Here is a 14,706-nt window from a genome sequence, read left to right as displayed (position 1 = left end):
CGTGCGGCTCCGGGTCCCCACCCGGCGCCTGGGGCCTCGGTGAAGGCCCTGGTGGCTGTCGCTCGTTCGTTCCGTGGCGTACGGGGGCGGGCCTGCCGCCTTCCTTACGCTACGACCCGTAGCGTAACTGCCGATCGGCCCGCCGGAACAGGCCCTCCCGGTGATCTGTCTCACGGAACCCGGGGCGGAACGAACCTCCCTACCGGCCGGTATGGTCGCCGCATCATGAGCCGCACCGACCCCCAGAACGCCCGGACAGGACGTCCCCGCTCTCCTGCCGCCGATGCCGCGATCCTGGAGGCGACCCGCGCCTCCCTGGTCGACCTCGGCTGGTCGAAGCTGACCATGGGCGATGTGGCGACCCGGGCCGGAGTCGCCAAGACGACCCTCTACCGGCGCTGGGCGGGCAAGAACGAGCTGGTGGTGGACGCGGTGGCCGTCCTCTTCGACGAGCTGGAGCTCCCCGACCGGGGCAGCCTGGCCGCCGATGTGCAGGGTGTGGTGCTCCAGTTCGCCGCCCTGCTGGAGCGGCCGGAGACCCGGACGGCGCTGATGGCGGTGGTCGCCGAGTCGACCCGGGACGACTCGCTGCGGGTGCGGATCCGGGACTCGATCGTGGAGCGGCAGAAGCGGCTGGTGCTGGAGGGCCGGCAGCGGGCGCAGCAGAGGGGCGAACTGCCCGTCGAGACGGACACGGTGGTGGCGGACCGCACCGCCGACCTGATCTTCGACGTGATCGCGGGCGCGGTGGTGCACCGGATGCTGGTGAGCGCCGAGCCGGTGGACGCCGCGTGGGCGAGCGGGTTCACCACGCTGCTGCTACGGGGACTGTCCGGCGCGCAGACGCCTCCTGGTGGAACTCAGACCTGGTAGCGGCCCGGTGCGAAGAGGTGGAGGTGGCCCGCCACCCAGGCCGACGTGCGTTCCAGCCCCTCCTCCAGGGTGACTTCGGGTTCCCATCCTGCCCACTCGCGGGCCCGGGTGTTGTCGGAGAGCAGCCGGTGCACCTCGCTGCCGGAGGGCCGCAGCCGCGCCGGGTCCACGACGATCTCGGCGTCCCGGCCGGAGGCGGTGATGAGGGCCTTGGCGAGATCCCCGATCGAAATCTCCTGCCCGGTACCGAGGTTGACGCTCTCCCCCAGGGCCCGGTCGCAGTCGGCCAGCGCCAGGAATCCGGCGGCGGTGTCGGTGACGTACGTGAAGTCGCGGGTCGGGGTCAGCGAGCCGAGCCGGATCTCCCGTGCGCCGGAGTGCAGTTGGGCGAGGATCGTCGGGATGACGGCACGGGCCGACTGGCGGGGCCCGTAGGTGTTGAACGGCCGCACCACCGTCACCGGCAGCTCGAAGGCGTGCCAGTGCGACAGCGCCATCATGTCCGCGCCGATCTTCGAGGCGGAGTACGGCGACTGCGGCTGGAGCGGGTGGTCCTCGCTGATCGGGGCCGTCAGGGCGGACCCGTAGACCTCGCTGGTGGAGGTGTGCAGGAGGCGGCGTACGGAGTGGCGGCGGCAGGCCTCGGCGATGTTCTCGGTGCCGACGACGTTGGTACGGACGTACGCGCCCGGCGCGTCGTAGCTGTACGGGATGCCGATCAGCGCGGCGAGGTGGAAGACCGTGTCGCAGCCTTCGACGGCGTCCATCACGCGGCCCGCGTCGCCGACGTCCCCGGCGATGAACTCGACCGGGCCGTGCGGGTCCTGGAGGTAGCGGGCCAGGTGGCCTTTGTCGGCGTACGGCTTGTAGTGGACGAACGCCCGGACGTGCGCGCCTCGTTGGACGAGGAGGTCCACGAGGGTGGAGCCGATGAAGCCTTCGGCTCCGGTGACGAGGACGGTGCGGCCGGTCCAGTCGATGACATCGGTGACATCGGTGACATCGGTGACATCGGTCATGAGGTGAACTCCCTTGTGGTGGTGGGTCGTAGGGCGAGGCGGATGACGGTCTCCGCCAGCAGGTCGGCCGCTCGCGCGTGGTTGCCCGGGTCGGCCGCGCGCCCCATCACGGCGAGCCGCGCCGGGTCCGCGAGCAGCGGGTCGATCAGTTCGGCCAGCCGGTCGGCGGTGGTCTCGGCGTCGGGGACGAGGTGGGCGGCACCGGCGTCGGAGAGGACCCGGGCGTTGTGGGTCTGGTGGTCGCCGGGGGCGTGCGGGTACGGCACGAGGACGGCGGGCACCCCGGTCGTCGCCAGTTCCGCGATCGTGGCCGAGCCGGCCCGGCAGACCACCAGGTCGGCCACCGCGTAGGCGAGGTCCATCCGGTCCAGGTAGGGCACGGCCTGGGCGACGGGGCCGGAAGCGGCGCCGGCCGGCTGCTGACGGGCCTCCCCCTGGGCGACGGCCCCCACGCCCGCCTCGGCCAGCTTCCGCCGGGTCTCCGCCAGCGCGGGCGGGCCCGTCTTGATGAGCAGGTGGACGTCCCCACGCCCCTTCCACCGGGCGGCGAGCCCCACGGCGGCCGCCGTGAGCCGGGCCGCGCCGAGGCTCCCGCCGTTGAAGAGGACCACCCGCGCGCCCTCCGGTATCCCGAACGCGCGCCGGGCCTCCGCGCGCAGCGCGGGCCGGTCCAGCGCGGCCAGCGACGCGGCGATCGGCATGCCGACCGTCAGGGCCCGCTCGCCGCCCGACAGATGGGCGCGGCTGCCGTCGAAGGCGACCGTGAGGTGCTCGGTGAGCCGGGCGGCGAACTGGTTGGCCCGGCCCGGGACCGCGTTGGACTCATGGATCACGCTGGGCAGCCCGGCCATCCTCGCGCCGACGATCGCCGGGGCGCTCGGGTAGCCGCCCATACCGACGACCACCTGCGCCCGCTGCCTGCGCAGGACGGCGCGGGCCTGGGCGCCGGAGCGCAGCAGCGCGGCCGGGAGGAGGAAACGCTTCGCGCCGAGCGCGGGGTCGAAGGGGATCATGTCGACGGTGTGCAGCCGGTAGCCGGCGGCCGGGATCAGGGTCGTCTCCAGACCGCGTTCGGTGCCGATGAAGGAGATGACCGCGTCCGGGTCGGCGCGGCGCAGGGCCTCGGCGAGGGCGAGACCGGGATAGATGTGACCGCCGGTGCCGCCCGCACCGATCACGACGGAGAGTGGTGTGCGCATGGCCGCCACTCTCGGGAGGCGGCCTAAGAAGGTTCTAAGAGTCCGGTTTGGCAGGCTTCGGACCATGAACAGGATTCTGGTGGCCGAGGACGAGCCGGAAGTGCGGGCCGCCGTCGAGGACGGGCTGCGGATCGAGGGGTACGAGGTGCGGGGCGTCGGCGACGGGCTGGCCGCGCTGTCGGCGGTGGCCGCCTGGGAGCCGGACGCGGTGGTCCTGGACGTGATGATGCCGGTGCTGGACGGGCTGGCGGTCTGCCGGAGGCTGCGGGCGGTGGAGGACCGGACGCCGGTGCTGGTGCTGACCGCGCTGTCGTCGGTGGCCGAGCGGGTGGACGGCCTGGAGGCGGGGGCCGACGACTATCTGGTGAAGCCGTTCGCGCTGGACGAACTGGTGGCGCGCGTACGGGCGTTGCTGCGGCGGGCCGCGCCGCCCGCCCCGGACGGGGACCTGGCCTTCGCGGACCTGACCCTGGATCCGGTGACGCGGACCGGGCGGCGGGCGGGGCGGCCCGTGGAGTTCTCCCGCACGGAGGCCGCGCTGCTGGAGCTGCTCCTGCGCCACCCGGGCCAGGTGCTGCCGCGCGAGGTGATCCTGGAGCGGGTCTGGGGCCAGGACTTCGGGCCCGACTCCAACTCGCTCGCGGTGTACGTGGGTTATCTGCGGCGGAAGCTGGAGGCGGGCGGCGAACCGCGGCTCGTCCACACCGTGCACGGGCTCGGCTACCGGCTGGACGTGGCGTGAGCGGGGTGCGGAGGCTGGGCGCCCGGTGGCGACGGAGGCGGCCGCTCCGTACGCGCCTCGCGCTGGCGGCATCGGCGGCCGTGGCGCTGGTCGCGGTCGGGGTGTGCGCGGCGGCGTTCTTCGTCATCCGGTACGAGCTGCTGCACCAACTGGACCTGTCCCTGACCCAGTCCGCGACCCGGGTGGTCCAGGAGAACCGGGGCGAGGGCCCGCAGATCATCGCCGGGGAGTGCCGCTACCTCTCCGCGCCCGCCTGCGCCCAGGTCGTCCCGGCCGACCCGGCGGCGGACCCGGAGGCCGCGTATCTGCTGCCCGTCTCCGACCCCGTACGCGAAGTGGCGGCGGGGACGCGGGCCCCGTACTTCAGCAACGTCACCCGGTTCGGGCAGCCGCTGCGGATGCTGACCACGCCGTTCGGGGACGGGCGGGCGCTCCAGGTGGCGCTGCGCGCGGATCCGGTGGAGCGGGGCGTGCGGCAGGCGGCGGTGCTGCTGGCGGCGGTCGGCGGGGCGGGGGTGCTGCTGGCGGGGGTGCTCGGGTACGCCGTCTCGCGTACCGGGCTCGCGCCGGTGGCCCGGCTGACCTCGACCGCCGAGCGGATCGCGGCGACCCGGGACCCGCGCCACCGCATCGAGCTGCCGCCGGGGCCGCCGGGGCGGCAGGACGAGGTGACCCGGCTCGCGGCCAGCTTCAACACGATGCTCGGGGAGCTGGAGCAGTCGGTGAGCGCGCAGCGGCGGCTGGTCGCGGACGCCTCGCACGAGCTGCGGACCCCGTTGACGGCTCTGCGCACCAACGCGGAGCTGCTGGCCCGCGCGGACCGGCTGACGCCCGCGCAGCGCGAGCGGGCCTCGGGGGCGCTGGGGCGGCAGATCCGGGAGGTGACCGGGCTGGTGAACGACCTGATCGAGCTGGCCCGGGACGAGGAGCCGCAACCGCTGCTGGAGGAGGTGCGGATCGCGGAGCTGGTGGAGCGGACGGTGGCCATGGCCCGGACGCACTGGCCGCGCGTCCGGTTCGCGCTGTCCACCGGTCCCGGCGCGGCGGAGGCGGTCCGGCCCGGCGTACCGGCGCGGCTGGCCCGGCTGCTGACCAACCTGCTGGACAACGCGGCCAAGTTCAGCCCACCGGACGCGCCGGTGGAGGTGGGGCTGACCGCGTACGGGGGTGGGCTTGAGCTGACGGTACGGGACCACGGGCCCGGGATCGCGGCCGAGGATCTCCCGTACGTCTTCGACCGCTTCTACCGCGCCGAGGCCGCCCGCGCTCTCCCCGGCTCGGGGCTGGGGCTCGCGATGGCCCGGCAGATCGCCCGCGCGCACGGGGCGGAGCTGACGGTACGGGCGGCGCCGGGCGGCGGGGCGCTGTTCACGGTGGCGTTCGGCGGGGAGGGCCCGTAGGAGCTGAAGGGCCCTCCCCCGGTGGAACCTGCGCGTCCGGGCCCTCCCCGCAACGTCCCCGTACGGCTCAGAAGCCCGGCGGCTCCGTGTACGTGCCCCACTCCTCGCGCAGCGCCTCGCAGATCTCGCCGAGCGTGGCCTCGGCCCGTACCGCGTCCAGCATCGGCGCGATCATGTTCGAGCCGTCGCGGGCGGCGGCCAGCATCGCGTCCAGCGCGGCGCTCACCTTCGCGTCGTCGCGGGCCGCCTTGCGGGCGGTGAGCTGGCTGACCTGGTCGCGCTCCACCTCGTGGCTGACGCGGAGGATCTCCAGGTCGCCGGTGACCGAGCCGTGGTGGACGTTGACGCCGACGACCCGCTTGTCGCCCTTCTCCAGGGCCCGCTGGTACTGGAAGGCGGACTCGGCGATCTCGCCGGTGAACCAGCCGTCCTCGATGCCGCGCAGGATGCCGGAGGTGATCGGGCCGATCGGGTGCTGCCCGTCCGGGTGGGCCCGGGTGCCGCGCTCCTTGATCTGGTCGAAGATCTTCTCGGCCTCGGCCTCGATCCGGTCGGTGAGCTGCTCCACGTACCAGGAGCCGCCCAGCGGGTCGGCCACGTTGGCGACGCCGGTCTCCTCCATCAGCACCTGCTGCGTGCGCAGGGCGATCTCGGCGGCCTGCTCGGAGGGGAGCGCGAGGGTCTCGTCCAGGGCGTTGGTGTGGAGCGAGTTGGTGCCGCCGAGGACGGCGGAGAGGGCTTCGACGGCCGTCCGTACGACGTTGTTGTACGGCTGCTGCGCGGTGAGCGAGACCCCGGCGGTCTGGGTGTGGAAGCGGAGCCACTGCGCCTTGTCGGTCTTGGCGCCGTACGTCTCCTTCATCCAGCGGGCCCAGATGCGGCGGGCGGCGCGGAACTTGGCGATCTCCTCGAAGAAGTCGAGGTGCGCGTCGAAGAAGAAGGAGAGGCCGGGGGCGAAGGTGTCGATGTCCAGGCCGCGGGAGAGGCCGAGCTCGACGTAGCCGAAGCCGTCGGCCAGCGTGTACGTCAGCTCCTGCGCGGCCGTCGCCCCGGCCTCGCGGATGTGGTAGCCGGAGACGGAGAGCGGCTTGTAGGCGGGGATGGAGGAGGCGCAGTGCTCCATCAGGTCGCCGATGAGGCGCAGGTGCGGCTCGGGCTGGAAGAGCCACTCCTTCTGGGCGATGTACTCCTTGAAGATGTCGGTCTGGAGCGTGCCGTTGAGCACGCCCGGGTCGACGCCCTGGCGCTCGGCGGCGACCAGGTACATGCAGAAGACCGGGACGGCCGGGCCGCTGATCGTCATGGAGGTGGTGACGTCACCGAGCGGGATGTCCTTGAACAGGATCTCCATGTCGGCGGCGGAGTCGATGGCGACCCCGCAGTGGCCGACCTCGCCGAGCGAACGCGATTCGTCGGAGTCGCGGCCCATCAGGGTCGGCATGTCGAAGGCGACACTGAGGCCGCCGCCGCCCGCCGCGAGGATCATCTTGTACCGCTCGTTGGTCTGCTCGGCGTTGCCGAAGCCGGCGAACTGGCGGATGGTCCAGGTGCGGCCCCGGTAGCCGGTCGGGTGCAGGCCCCGGGTGAAGGGGTACTCCCCCGGCCAGCCGATCCGCTCGAACCCCTCGTACGTGTCGCCGGGGCGCGGCCCGTAGACCGGCTCCACCGGGTCACCGGAGAGCGTGGTGAAGTCCGCGTCCCGCTTGCGGGCCTTGTCGTAACGGGCCTGCCAGCGGAGGCGGCCTTCCTCGATCGCGTCAGCGTCCATGCTTCGAATTTACTAGGACGTCCTAGTAAATGTCGATGGCAAACCGCCCGGCGCTTCACGCGGGGCGGTGGGAGTGCCGTGCCGGTCAGGCTTTCGCGGGCGCCGGAGCGGTCGCGTCGATCAGATCCTGGGCCTCGCGGCTCACCTTCGGCTCGACGAAGAAGGAGGCGAACGGGATGCAGCCGGCCGCCAGCACCCACAGGAGCTTGCCGAACGGCCACTTCGCCTTGGAGCCGAGGTCGAAGGCGAAGACGACGTAGACGATGAACAGCACGCCGTGGATCTGGGAGATCACCATGGTGTCGCCGGTGTCGAAGGCGTACTTCGCGATGATCGCCACCGTGAAGACGAGCAGCCAGATGGCGGTGACGTAAGCCATCACCCGGTAGCGGGTGAGCACGTTCTGTTTCATGGACACGAGCGTAACGGGACGGCCGGAGCGATCTTCGCGCGGGCCCTCCGTCGAAAGGACAGCCTCGTTCACCCCTCGTCGAAGTCCTGCGCCGCCACCCGCAGCGGCCGGAGCATGGCGAAGATCTCCCCGCACTCCTCGGCGTCGTACACCCCGAGCCCGAAGTCCATCGCGACCAGGTCCTCGGTGGCCGACTCGACGACCTCACGGCCCTTGTCGGTGATGGAGGCGAGCGTGCCACGGCCGTCGTTGGGGTTCGGGCGCTTGCTGACCAGGCCGGACTTCACCAGCCGGTCCACGGTGTTGGTGACCGAGGTGGGGTGCACCATCAGCCGCTCGCCGATCTTCGACATCGGCAGCTCGCCCGCCTTGGAGAAGGTGAGCAGCACCAAGGCCTCGTACCGGGCGAAGGTCAGACCGTACGGCTTGACCACCGCGTCCACCTCCGCGAGCAGGATCTGCTGCGCCCGCATGATCGAGGTGATCGCCCCCATGGAGGGCACGGGCCCCCAGCGCTGATGCCAGAGTTCCTCGGCACGGGCGATGGGATCGAAAGGAAGGCTGAGCGGCTTCGGCACGGCACCGACCTTACCGACTGGTCACATGCCGGTCAGCCCCGTCTCGCCTTTCGGTATCGGACATGCGTCCAGGGGCCGTTCGGCGGACCTCGGCGACCACGAGGAGCGAGACGACGGTACCGATGATTCCGGATCCGGCGACCACGTGGTGCACCGGGAAGAACTCGGCCGCAAGCCCCGCCAGCGCCATGCCCGCGCCCTGGATCGTCATCAGCCCGGCGGTGAGCAGCGTCATGGCCCGCCCGCGCAGCTCCGGCGGTACGGCGTCCACGAACCACTGGTCGAGCCCGATGACGTACGCCGCCCCCATCCCGGCCAGCGCGAGGGCGGCCAGCGCCAGCGGCAGCCCCGGCCGGACCGCGTACACCACCAGCGGCAGCAGGCCCACGGCCGCGACCGGCAGCACGATCCTCGATCGCGTACGGGGCCGGAGCGCGGACCCGACGAAGAGCTCGGCGCCCACGTGTCCGACGGCCATCGCGCAGAGCAGCAGGCCGAGCGCGGCCGGACCGGCGCCGATCTCGGCCACGTACGGAGCGGCGAGCGCCTCCGGAGCGACGACGAACATCGCGGGCAGCCAGAACAGGAACAGCAGCGCCCGGACACGGCGGTCGCCCAGGATCAGCCGGGCTCCGGAGAGCGACTCCTTCAGCAGCGTGGCGGAGGCGCTCCCGGTGCGGGCCGGGCGGTCGCGGGTGCCGAGGCGGAGGAGGGCGGCCGAGCAGAGGAAGGTGACCACGGTGACGGTGATCGCGCCGCGCGGGGAGAGCACGGTGAGCAGCGCGCCGCCCGCGCCGAAGCCGATGAGCATCGCGCTCTGCGAGACGATCCGCAGGAGGGAGCGGCCGAGGACGTAGAGGTCGCCGTCGCCCAGGATGTCGGTGAGCGCGGCCATCCGCGTCCCCGTGAAGACCGGCGCGATCGCGGCGACCAGGCAGCGCAGCGCGAGGAGTCCGGCGACCGGGGTGGCGGGCACCAGCATCACGGCGACGCAGGCCGCGCAGAGGAGGTCGCAGACGACCAGGACGCGGCGGGCCGGATAGCGGTCGGCGACGCCCGCGAAGAGCGTTCCGCCGATGACGTACGGGAGCAGCCCGAGCGCGAACGTCAGGGCGCTGAGCAGCGGGGAGCCGGTGAGGTCGTAGACGAGCACGGTGAGCGCGAGTTCGCTGACGACGACGCCGAGGAGCGAGAGCAGGTGCGCGGCGAAGACGGCCCGGAACTCGCGGACGCGGAAGACGGCACGGTAGCCGGTGGGCGGGGTGGAGGAGGACGCCTGGGACATGAACCGCAGCCTGGAGCCAGGGGTACGCCTCGCCCTAGACTTTCGGCTGGGGACGAATCTCCGATGCCCGGGTGAGGGGTGGCATGCCGTTCCAGCTGCACTTCGACGAGAGCGACCTGCTGCGCTGCCGGTTCGCGCTCTCGCCGCTGGTGGAGACCCAGGAGGCGGTGCGGACGCTGGCCCGGCACCACCGCCACGGCTACCACCTGCCGTGGCTCCGGCGGACCCGGGACGCGGCGGCGGCTCTCGACCTCGAACCGCTGTGGCTGCTGATGCCGGACGGGGGCCACAACCCGGACTTCATCTGCCCGCCGCCGATCGGGCCGCTCGCCACGTTCGCGGAGGAGATCGCGGATGTGCGGGCGGTCGATCCGGAGGTGGCGCGGGCGGACATGGAGCTGGCGCTCCTGGAGCGGCCCGGCGCCCGGGAGTCGGTGACGGGCCGCCGGCTGCTGGCCGATCCGGCGCGGGCCGTGCGGGAGCTGGCCGATCTGCTGGAGCGGGCCTGGCAGGCGCTGATCGAGCCGTACTGGCCGCGGCTGCGGGCGCTGCTGGAGGCGGACATCGCGTACCACTCGCGCAAGCTCGCGGACAGCGGGCTCGCGGGGCTGCTGGGCGAGGTGAGTACGCAGCTGAGCTGGAACGGTTCGACGCTCACCGTGAAGGGCACGCGCGGCGACCACGAACAGGTGCTGGGCGGCCAGGGCCTGGTGCTGATGCCGAGCGTCTTCGTCTGGCCCGAGGTGGTGGGCGGCCACCTGGAGCCGTGGCAGCCGGGGCTGATCTACCCGGCGCGTGGGATCGGCGGGCTGTGGAGCGCGGCGGGCGAGCGGACACCGCAGGCCCTGGCCCGGCTGCTGGGCCGGGTCCGGGCGGACGTGCTGTGCGCGCTGGACGAACCGGCCGGGACGAGCACCTTGGCCCACCGGCTCGGCCTCGCGCCGTCCTCCGTGTCGGCGCATCTGTCGGTGCTGCGGGAGGCGGGGCTGCTGACGTCGCGGCGGTACGGACACCAGGTGCTGTACGAGCGGACGCCCCTGGGGATCACCCTGGCGGCCGGCACCTGAGCGGACGCGCTCAGGCCTACGCGGGCGCCACCTCAGCGGAGGCCCCCAGACTCACGCGGGCCGCTGCCTCGGCGGAGTCCGGTGACGGATGGTGTCGCGGCGCCACTCCGAGTGACCGGTATGTCACGATTGCCGACGTCTGCCCGTGCTCAGCCCTCCGCTGCGCCGTCCGGGCACCACGCCGTCCCGTATCCGTGAGCCACCGCCGTCCGAGGGGGCTGGATGTCCGGCCGTAGAACCGTTTCCAGAGACGTACGCGTTCTCTGCGCCCTTGCCGCCGCCGCTCTCGCGGCCGTCCTCACGGCGGGCTGCTCCGCACCGGACGGCGCGGGCCCGACGGCCGCCGGGGCCGACCCCGTACGCGGCGAACCGGCGCCGAGCGCGGCCTCGCCCTACTGGGTCGACCCGGACAGCGACGCCGCCCGTCAGGTGCGTGCCTGGGACCGGGCGGGCCGGGAGGACGACGCGAAGGCGCTGCGGCGGATCGCCGACCGGCCGGTGGCGCTCTGGCCCGCCTGGGACGCGCCCGGACCCGAGATCGTGGCCGCCACGAAGGCGGCGGCCGAGACGAAGAAGACCGTCCTGCTCGTCGCGTACAACATCCCGCACCGCGACTGCGGGCTCTACTCCGCGGGCGGCGCCAAGGACGCGGACGCCTACCGGTCCTGGCTCGGTGAGTTCACCGAGGCCATCGGCGACGCCCCGGCCACCGTGATCCTGGAGCCCGACGCCCTCCCCCACATCGCGGACGGCTGCACCCCGCCCGAGCACCACGCCGAGCGCTACCAGCTGCTCTCCGAGGCCGTGGACACGCTCAAGGCCAACGCCCGGACCAAGGTCTACCTGGACGCGGGCAACCCGGACTGGATCGTCGAACCGGACAAGATCGCCGGAACGCTGCGCCAGGCCGGGATCGACCGGGCCGACGGCTTCTCGCTGAACGTGTCCAACTTCCAGTCGAACGCGAGCGTGAAGGAGTACGGAGACCTCCTCTCCGACGCCGTCGGCGGCGCGCACTACGTGATCGACACCAGCCGCAACGGCGGCGGCCCGCTCACCGGGGACCGCGCCGAGGCCTGGTGCAACCCACCGGGCCGCGCGCTCGGCACCCCGCCCACCACCGACACCCGCTCCGACCGCCTCGACGCCTACCTGTGGATCAAGCGCCCCGGCGAATCGGACGGCACCTGCCGCGGCGGACCGGAGGCGGGCACCTGGTGGCCGGAGTACGCCCTGGGACTGGCCGAGCGCGCGAAGTCCTGAAGCGCGGTGCCGGGGCTCCAGGAGCGTCGCGCTTCCGGAACCCCGGCACCGCACTTCAAAGATTGCGCAACCTTTAAAGTGTTGTCATGGGATTCGAATCCAGGACAGACACGACGCATCAGGACCGGCCGCGGATGCCAAGGCCGCCTGACGCGGCGCCAGAGACCGTCGGCGAGGCCGCCGTCCTGGTCGGCGGCCCGGCGGACGGCACCCGGATACGGGTCACCGGCCGGCCCGCCGTGGTCCAGGTCACCTACCCCTGCGAGCTGGAAGGACCGTCGGACGGCGCCCGGGCGGAAGCGCTCCACGTCTACCGCCGCGACCTCCAGGTGGAACACGCGCCCCTGCGCTACGGAGTCGACCCGGCCAGCCCCTGACCCGGTACCGCCGGAGCCGGCCGGCGGTCACGGGGCAGGACGGTGGCCTCGGCGCACGCGCCGTCGCCCGGGCTCAGTCCTCGTCGTCGTCCTCGTCCCCGTCCTCATCCATGTCCTCGAACGAGGCGTGGAACAGCGCCGCGAAGCTGGGGAACCTCGTCGTATCGCCGTACTTCGGCGTGAACTCGTAAGCGGCCCACTCGCCGTCCGCTCCGACGTCGGTCGGGTCGAGCAGCCAGTAGTCCTCTCCCTTCGCGATCTCGACGGACCGGCGGAACAGGCTCACATCGTCCTCATTGCCGGCTATCGAGGCGTATACCTCGATCACTCGGCCGCCATCCTCGCTGTCCCGCATCCACCCGACACGACCGCTCGGATGGACACCGTCCACCCAGCCGTCCAGGTGCTCCCATCCGTCGCTCGTCAGGAAGAAGCTCCTCAGGCTCGGCGGCAGCCGCAGCCCGATCCGCTCCTCGGTAGCCGCCAAGGCGTCTTCCCGGGCCGGTTCCGCACCCAGCCAGACGGTGATCCGCTCGCCTCGGTCCAGCGCGTCCGCCTGGTCCTCGTCCAGCAGTTCGTCCGCGCCGTCATGGTTCACCAGGTACCGCTGTCCGTACTTCTCCAGAAACGCGCGCCAGTCATGCGGCGTGGCCGGAGCCGCACCGGCCGTACGCGCCTCAGGTTCCGTTGTCTCACTCATGCCGACCATGGTGGCAGGAGGGTGTGACAACGCCGGCGGCCCTGCCGCGTGCGAAACCCCCGGTTCTCAGGGCGCCTTCACCCACTTCGCCTCCGACGGGACGCCGTCGGTGTCGGTGACGAAGAGCATGTACCAGCCGGGCGGCACCAGTGTGGGGTCGTCCGGCACGCTCACGCTGACCTCGCCCTTGCCCTTCTTCAGGCCCAGTTCGATGGAGCGCTGCTCCACGTCCGTGGTGTGGGTGACCGCGCTCGGCCGCATCAGGCGGGCCGTCGCGATCCGGTCCGCGTCGGCGGTCTTGAAGGTCACCGTCTTCCCGCGCTCGACCGCCTCCGGGCCGTCGCCGATCACCGGGCGGTTGTCCTTGCCCCGGTGCAGGGCGGGCGGGGTGTAGACCTCCATGCGCTGTTCGAACTTGCCGAGCTTGGTGTTGTCCTTGTCGCCGTAGAGCGAGTCGGAACCGAAGGTGACGACCCGGCCGTCGGGCAGCAGCAGCGCCTCGGAGTGGTAGTTGCGGCCGACCGTCGGCTCGGCCGCCTCCTTGAAGGTGTTGGTCTTCGGGTCGTACGACTGCGCCTTGAGGATGTTGCTGTCGCCCCGGCCCCGGTAGTCCTTCGAGCCGCCGCTGGTGAAGACGGTGTCGTCCGGCATGATCACGCTGTTCAGGTAGCGCGTGCCCTGCGGCAGGTCGGGGCCCGGCTTGAAGGCCGGACTGGCCTCCTTGAGGTCGATGACCGCCGTGCGGGCCGTGGACTTCTTGGACTCGCCGACCCCGCCGCCGCCGAGCACCATCACCTTCTGGTCCTGGACGGGCGGCAGCAGCAGCGAGGCGGCCGTCTCCAGCTGGTCGGTGTCGGTCAGGCCCGGCACCTTGGTGAAGGTGTTCTTCCTGATGTCCCAGATCCCGGGGTCGCGGCCCTTGTCCGCCGGGCCGTAACCGGCGTTGGCGCCCGGGTAGAAGAGCTTGCCGCCCTTGGTGAGGAAGAGCGCCGGGTAGGTCGGGAAGTAGTGGAAGGGGCCCTTGGCCCACTTCTTGGTCTTCGGGTCGTAGATCTCGTTGTCGCCCGGCAGGATCGCGCCGACGTCGTCGAGACCGGAGACGGACAGCACCCGGCCGTCCTCCAGGCCGACGAGCGTCGGGTACCAGCGGGCCTCCTTCATCGGGTCGACCTTGATGTACTTCTCCGCCGTCGGGTCGAACTCGTACGCCGCCCTGATCCCCTGGAAGTCCTGCTTGTCCATGGTGATCTTCTCGGCGATCCCGTAGGAGTTGTCGGCCTCCTTGCCCTTCAGACCGACGATCTCGTACTGGGCGGCCTCGGGCGCCACCGCCTCGACGCCGTCGTTCACCGCCTCCACGAAGACCCGCTGCTCGGCCGCCGTCACCTTGGTCTTCCACGGCTTCATCTGGCCGCTCTCGAAGTACGTGACCTCGAACTCGCGCTTCGCCTTCGGCACGGTGACGTCGAACTTGGCGACGTACTCGACACCGGACGGCGAGCGGAAGACCGTGCCCTTCTTCAGCTTCAGCGCCTTGTCCGGGTTCTCGTTCTTGACCCGCATCCCGCCGCCGGCCCGCTTCACCTTGTCGTCCAGCACCTCGTAGCGGGCGGTGCCGCCGGCGATCAGCAGCCGTCCGTCCGGGAGCTGGGCGTGGCCGCCGCAGAAGAAGTCCTCGGGGGTGGGGATCTTCTGGAAGACGTTCTCGGCCGGGTCCCACAGCACGGTGTCGAAGGTGCCCGCGTCGAAGTTCTTCTCGTCGTTGCCGGAGCCCGCGACGATCAGCACCTTCCCGGTGTGCAGGAGCGCCGCGTGGATGGCGTTGGTGCGGTAGTCCTTAGGGATGTCGACGCGCTTCCAGGAACCGTACTCCGCCTGGTACTTCGGCTGGGCGATCTTGTACGCGTGGTACTGGTCCTCCGCGAAGGAGAGCGCCGCCGGCGCGTTGAGCCCCGCGAGCACGACCACGGCGCCGCCGCCCAGGAGCGTCTTCCGCATCTTCTTCGAAGGCCGGTAGGCCATG

At 72.1% G+C, this 14,706-nt stretch carries 14 protein-coding genes; 6 read left to right on the top strand and 8 right to left on the bottom strand.

The features are described from left to right. Positions 1 to 225 precede the first annotated feature (225 nt). Positions 226 to 873 (top strand): TetR/AcrR family transcriptional regulator, encoded by a 648-nt coding sequence (locus ACQP09_RS25410; RefSeq protein WP_433403458.1) that lies wholly within the window; start codon positions 226 to 228, stop codon positions 871 to 873. Here ACQP09_RS25410 and ACQP09_RS25405 read toward each other — a convergent pair. Together ACQP09_RS25405 and ACQP09_RS25400 are read right to left on the bottom strand one after the other, a co-directional pair. Then, complete coding sequence (locus ACQP09_RS25405; protein ID WP_433403456.1) at positions 861 to 1,892, bottom strand: GDP-mannose 4,6-dehydratase; 1,032 nt, start codon at positions 1,890 to 1,892, stop codon at positions 861 to 863. The genes ACQP09_RS25410 and ACQP09_RS25405 overlap by 13 nt on opposite strands. Continuing rightward, positions 1,889 to 3,091, bottom strand: coding sequence for a UDP-N-acetylglucosamine--N-acetylmuramyl-(pentapeptide) pyrophosphoryl-undecaprenol N-acetylglucosamine transferase (locus ACQP09_RS25400; protein WP_433403453.1), 1,203 nt, complete (start codon positions 3,089 to 3,091; stop codon positions 1,889 to 1,891). The genes ACQP09_RS25405 and ACQP09_RS25400 overlap by 4 nt, the downstream gene beginning before the upstream one ends. A gap of 64 nt (positions 3,092 to 3,155) precedes the next feature. Between ACQP09_RS25400 and ACQP09_RS25395 the strand changes: the two genes are divergently transcribed. Both ACQP09_RS25395 and ACQP09_RS25390 read left to right on the top strand, forming a co-directional pair. Further along, positions 3,156 to 3,833, top strand: coding sequence for a response regulator transcription factor (locus ACQP09_RS25395; RefSeq protein WP_327220623.1), 678 nt, complete (start codon positions 3,156 to 3,158; stop codon positions 3,831 to 3,833). Continuing rightward, positions 3,830 to 5,233 carry a sensor histidine kinase gene (locus ACQP09_RS25390; RefSeq protein WP_433403450.1) on the top strand — a complete coding sequence of 468 codons (1,404 nt, stop codon included), beginning with the start codon at positions 3,830 to 3,832 and terminating at the stop codon, positions 5,231 to 5,233. Before ACQP09_RS25395 ends, ACQP09_RS25390 begins: the two co-directional genes overlap by 4 nt. A 67-nt stretch (positions 5,234 to 5,300) precedes the next feature. Here ACQP09_RS25390 and ACQP09_RS25385 read toward each other — a convergent pair whose 3' ends face one another. From ACQP09_RS25385 to ACQP09_RS25370, 4 genes are all read right to left on the bottom strand, one after another. Continuing rightward, positions 5,301 to 7,001 (bottom strand): acyl-CoA mutase large subunit family protein, encoded by a 1,701-nt coding sequence (locus tag ACQP09_RS25385; protein ID WP_433403447.1) that lies wholly within the window; start codon positions 6,999 to 7,001, stop codon positions 5,301 to 5,303. 85 nt (positions 7,002 to 7,086) lie between these two features. Next, positions 7,087 to 7,413 (bottom strand): DUF3817 domain-containing protein, encoded by a 327-nt coding sequence (locus ACQP09_RS25380; RefSeq protein ID WP_433403445.1) that lies wholly within the window; start codon positions 7,411 to 7,413, stop codon positions 7,087 to 7,089. 68 nt (positions 7,414 to 7,481) lie between these two features. After that, on the bottom strand, positions 7,482 to 7,991 hold the full coding sequence (locus tag ACQP09_RS25375) for a MarR family winged helix-turn-helix transcriptional regulator (protein ID WP_161268193.1): 510 nt from the start codon (positions 7,989 to 7,991) through the stop codon (positions 7,482 to 7,484). A gap of 10 nt (positions 7,992 to 8,001) precedes the next feature. After that, positions 8,002 to 9,276, bottom strand: coding sequence for an MFS transporter (locus ACQP09_RS25370; protein ID WP_433403441.1), 1,275 nt, complete (start codon positions 9,274 to 9,276; stop codon positions 8,002 to 8,004). 83 nt (positions 9,277 to 9,359) lie between these two features. Here ACQP09_RS25370 and ACQP09_RS25365 point away from each other — a divergent pair, with 83 nt between their 5' ends. From ACQP09_RS25365 to ACQP09_RS25355, 3 genes are all read left to right on the top strand, one after another. Continuing rightward, complete coding sequence (locus tag ACQP09_RS25365; protein WP_433403439.1) at positions 9,360 to 10,343, top strand: DUF5937 family protein; 984 nt, start codon at positions 9,360 to 9,362, stop codon at positions 10,341 to 10,343. Positions 10,344 to 10,565: 222 nt separating this feature from the next. Continuing rightward, complete coding sequence (locus ACQP09_RS25360; RefSeq protein ID WP_433403436.1) at positions 10,566 to 11,606, top strand: glycoside hydrolase family 6 protein; 1,041 nt, start codon at positions 10,566 to 10,568, stop codon at positions 11,604 to 11,606. Positions 11,607 to 11,740: 134 nt separating this feature from the next. After that, on the top strand, positions 11,741 to 11,983 hold the full coding sequence (locus tag ACQP09_RS25355; protein WP_433403433.1) for a hypothetical protein: 243 nt from the start codon (positions 11,741 to 11,743) through the stop codon (positions 11,981 to 11,983). A gap of 73 nt (positions 11,984 to 12,056) precedes the next feature. Here the strand turns inward: ACQP09_RS25355 and ACQP09_RS25350 are convergent, their stop codons facing one another. Continuing rightward, entirely contained in the window at positions 12,057 to 12,692 is a 636-nt protein-coding gene (locus ACQP09_RS25350) for an SMI1/KNR4 family protein (RefSeq protein ID WP_433403430.1), read from the bottom strand. 57 nt (positions 12,693 to 12,749) lie between these two features. After that, positions 12,750 to 14,705, bottom strand: coding sequence for a galactose oxidase-like domain-containing protein (locus ACQP09_RS25345; protein ID WP_433403428.1), 1,956 nt, complete (start codon positions 14,703 to 14,705; stop codon positions 12,750 to 12,752). Between the last annotated feature and the right edge of the window lies 1 nt (position 14,706).

It is taken from the genome of Streptomyces sp. CA-146814, assembly GCF_050942385.1.
GTDB lineage: Bacteria > Actinomycetota > Actinomycetes > Streptomycetales > Streptomycetaceae > Streptomyces.
Note: the sequence above shows the minus strand (reverse complement) of the source record. Positions and strands in the feature narration are given on the sequence as shown.

Bases quoted from the DNA above. Each gene is read 5' to 3' on its own strand.
- ACQP09_RS25400 (WP_433403453.1), bottom strand. From the start codon at position 3,091: ATGCGCACACCACTCTCCGTCGTGATCGGTGCGGGCGGCACCGGCGGT.
- ACQP09_RS25345 (WP_433403428.1), bottom strand. From the start codon at position 14,705: ATGGCCTACCGGCCTTCGAAGAAGATGCGGAAGACGCTCCTGGGCGGC.
- ACQP09_RS25410 (WP_433403458.1), top strand. From the start codon at position 226: ATGAGCCGCACCGACCCCCAGAACGCCCGGACAGGACGTCCCCGCTCT.
- ACQP09_RS25385 (WP_433403447.1), bottom strand. From the start codon at position 7,001: ATGGACGCTGACGCGATCGAGGAAGGCCGCCTCCGCTGGCAGGCCCGT.
- ACQP09_RS25360 (WP_433403436.1), top strand. From the start codon at position 10,566: ATGTCCGGCCGTAGAACCGTTTCCAGAGACGTACGCGTTCTCTGCGCC.
- ACQP09_RS25395 (WP_327220623.1), top strand. From the start codon at position 3,156: ATGAACAGGATTCTGGTGGCCGAGGACGAGCCGGAAGTGCGGGCCGCC.
- ACQP09_RS25355 (WP_433403433.1), top strand. From the start codon at position 11,741: ATGCCAAGGCCGCCTGACGCGGCGCCAGAGACCGTCGGCGAGGCCGCC.
- ACQP09_RS25370 (WP_433403441.1), bottom strand. From the start codon at position 9,276: ATGTCCCAGGCGTCCTCCTCCACCCCGCCCACCGGCTACCGTGCCGTC.
- ACQP09_RS25365 (WP_433403439.1), top strand. From the start codon at position 9,360: ATGCCGTTCCAGCTGCACTTCGACGAGAGCGACCTGCTGCGCTGCCGG.
- ACQP09_RS25350 (WP_433403430.1), bottom strand. From the start codon at position 12,692: ATGGTCGGCATGAGTGAGACAACGGAACCTGAGGCGCGTACGGCCGGT.
- ACQP09_RS25380 (WP_433403445.1), bottom strand. From the start codon at position 7,413: ATGAAACAGAACGTGCTCACCCGCTACCGGGTGATGGCTTACGTCACC.
- ACQP09_RS25405 (WP_433403456.1), bottom strand. From the start codon at position 1,892: ATGACCGATGTCACCGATGTCACCGATGTCACCGATGTCATCGACTGG.